Annotated in this window: 3 protein-coding genes; 1 reads left to right on the top strand and 2 read right to left on the bottom strand. The window is 76.2% G+C overall.

Annotated features, from left to right (window positions below):
* Window positions 1–131 precede the first annotated feature (131 nt).
* A complete protein-coding gene (locus tag ACFU6K_RS35360) occupies window positions 132–1340 on the top strand; it encodes an MFS transporter (RefSeq protein WP_380670176.1) in 1209 nt (402 codons plus the stop codon).
* A gap of 75 nt (window positions 1341–1415) precedes the next feature.
* On the opposite strand, the gene ACFU6K_RS35355 is transcribed toward ACFU6K_RS35360, so the two are convergent.
* Window positions 1416–2336 (bottom strand): LysR family transcriptional regulator, encoded by a 921-nt coding sequence (locus tag ACFU6K_RS35355; protein WP_380670175.1) that lies wholly within the window; start codon window positions 2334–2336, stop codon window positions 1416–1418.
* A 9-nt stretch (window positions 2337–2345) separates the two neighbouring features.
* Window positions 2346–3085: phosphotransferase family protein (locus tag ACFU6K_RS35350; RefSeq protein ID WP_380670173.1), on the bottom strand; the 740-nt coding region annotated here is incomplete at its 5' end.

The raw sequence follows: 3085 nt of genomic DNA, 5'->3' as shown, positions 1-3085 counted from the left end.
CCTCAGCATCGCGACGCCGGGCGATCGATGAGCCTCAGGGTCGCGGCGCCGGGCGATCGATGAGCCGGGCTAATGAGTCGATGAGCTTATCGATCTTGTTCGGCCCCTCCGCCGGCTGGTGGGCTGGCCACATGACAAACGCCGAAGCCCCCGCCCCACCAGCCACCTCATCCACCGCCCACCGCTGGCCCCCGGTCCTCGCCGTCGCGCTCGCCACCTTCACCGTGGTGTCCTCCGAGATGATGCCGGTCGGCCTGCTCACCCCGATGTCCCACAGCCTCGGGGTCACCGACGGGGTCACCGGCCTCTCCCTCACCATCACCGGCCTGATCGCCGCCGTCCTCTCCCCCTTCGCCCCGCTGCTCGTCGGCCTGCGCGACCGCCGGACCGTCCTGGTCGCCTTCATGCTGCTGCTCGGCCTGGCCAACGCGGTGACCGCGCTGGCGCCGGACTTCGCGGTGCTGGCCGCCGGCCGCGTCCTGCTCGGCGCCGCCATGGGCATCGTCTGGGGCCTCGCCGCGAGCGTCGGCCCGCGCCTCGCCGACGGCCCGCGCCTCGCCGACGGCCCGCGCCTCGCGCTCACCATGACGCTGATCTTCTCCGGCGTCTCCATCGCCTCGGTCCTCGGCGTCCCGCTGGGCACCTACCTGGCCACGCTGCTCGACTGGCGCGCCGCGTTCTGGGCGCTCGCCCTGCTCGGCGCCGCCTCCGCCGCCGTCCTCGCCGCCACCCTGCCCGCGCTGCCCGTGCACGAGCGCGGACGGCTCGGCGGACTGGCCGGCGCCCTGCGCCACCGGGGCGTCGCCGCCGGGATCGCGATCACCGCGTTCGTCGTGCTCGGACACTTCGCCGGCTACACCTACGTCCGCCCGGTCCTCGAAGCCGACGCGGGCCTGAGCAGCGGCGTGATCGCCGCCTGCCTGCTGGTGTACGGACTCGCGGGCGTCGCCGGGAACTTCACCCTCGGCCCGCTGTCCGGGCGCCGCCCGAAGACCGCCGTCGCGATCGCCCTGGCCGGCGTCGCCCTGGCCGCCGCCCTGCTCGCGTACGCCACCGGTGTCGTCACCGTCCTGCTCGTCCTGGTCGTCTGGGGCGCCTCGTACGGCGGGGTGTCGGTCTCCACCCAGACCTGGGTCCGCACCGCCGACCCGGCCCGGATCGAGGCCTCGGCGGCGGTCTGGGCGGGCGTGTTCAACGCGGGCATCGCGCTCGGCTCCTTCGCCGGCGGACTGGTCGTCGACCGGGCCGGGAACCGCGCCGTCCTGTTCACCGCGGCCGGGCTGGCGGCCGTCGGGCTGCTGATCGCCCTGCTCTCCCGGCCCGACGACCGGCGGCTCTGACGGCGGCCCGACGACCGGCGGCACGACCAGCGGCCCGGTCGGCGGCACGACCGACCCGCCTGATTCCCCGCGGACTCAGTCGAGGAGCCCCGCCAGCAGCTCGACGAACCCGGCCGCCAGCCGGTGCGGCCGCCGCTCGTGCTGGACCACCTCCAGCGCCGTCGGCTCCAGCCCGGGCACCGGCAGGAAGCGGATGTCCGGCCGCCGGACGTACGCCGTGCTGCGCTCGCACAGCAGCAGCCCCTGACGGGTGCCGGCCACCATCGACAGGCCCTCCTGGATGGTGGCCGCACCCGCCGGGTAGGCCAGCTCCCGCCCGCCCGGCGTCCGCCGGGGCGCCTGCGCCCACCGCCAGTACTCGGGCGCCGGGCCGCGCGGCTCGATCAGCGCCAGCCCGGCCAGCTCCTCCGCGCCCACCCCGTCCGCCCCGCCGAGGCGCCGCTCGGCGGAGACCGCCAGGTACACCGGCTGGCGGGAGAACTCCATCAGCACGTCCAGGCCCGGCTCCCGGCACGGGGCGAGCACGATCGCCAGGTCCACCTCGCCCCGGGCGAGGTGCGAGAACGGGTCCGCCCACGGCAGTTCGACCAGCTGCACCGTGCCCTCCGGCAGGCGCGCGATCACCCGGGCGACCGGCTCGTACACCGCGCACTGGAAGCCCAGCCGCAGCGGCCGCGCGGTGGCCGCGGCGGCCCGGGCGGCGTCGTAGCCCTCCCGGAGCCGCTCGAAGGCGGGCACCACCTGCTCGGCCAGCACCCGCCCGAGATCGGTCAACTCGACCCGGCGGCTGGTCCGTTGGAACACCGGTGCGCCGACCCGGCTCTCCAGGCGCTTGATCAGCTGGGAGACCCGCCCCTGCGAGACGCCGAGGCGCTCCGCCGTCCGCCCGAAGTGCAACTGGTGGACGAGGACGGCGAAGCACTCCAGCTCCTGCAGCGGCAGCTCGGGCAGGACGGGAGTCCCGGAGGCTCCGGGGGCCGGCGTCGGTCGTTCCACCCCGGCAGTCTACGCGGGCCGCCCGGCCGCTCCGCAGGCCAGCAGGGCGCGCAGCTCGGCGGCCGGGTCGCCCTCGTGGTACGGGCGTTCGCTCTGCTCGATGTGGTCCAGGAACTCCTGGTAGCGCAGGGCGTAGGACAGGTGGTAGAGCGGCTCGGCGAGTTCGAGGGCGCGCCCCGGGTCGGACCCGGGGGCGTGGTGCCGCCAGGCCTCCGTCCAGACCCGGACGTAGTGCTGCCAGGCCTCCTCGCCGAGGTAGGCGCGGGGGCGCAGCCCGTCCAGGGCGGGGTGGCCGAGGCAGGAGTCGGCGTAGTCGACGACCACCGTGCTCGTGCCGTCGGAGCGCCAGTTGCCGGGGTGGAAGTCGCCGTGCAGCAGCGTCTCCGGCAGGCCGCAGTCGGCGAGCCGGTCCAGCAGATCGGGCAGCTCGGCGGCGAAGGCGGCGATCCGGTCCAGCTCCTCGGGCGTCAGGTCGGTCTCCTCGGCGAGCCGGTCCGACAGGGCCGTCAGCTGGGCCGCCAGGGCGCGCGGGGTGCGGTCGCGCAGGCCGGCCAGGTCGGCCGGGCGGTCGGCGAGCGCGGCCTGGGCGGCGACGAGGCGCGGGACGACGTCGGCCACCGTCCCGGCGGACGGGCTCCAGCAGTCCTCGCCGGGGACGTGGTCGAGCAGCAACCGACCGGCGGAGGCGTCGGCGGCGAGGACGGTCGGGACGAGCCCGCGGTCGACGCCGCCGAGCAGCGCGATGACCT

It is taken from the genome of Kitasatospora sp. NPDC057512 (assembly GCF_042802135.1).
Lineage (GTDB): Bacteria > Actinomycetota > Actinomycetes > Streptomycetales > Streptomycetaceae > Kitasatospora.
This window is presented reverse-complemented; position numbering and strand designations above follow the sequence as displayed.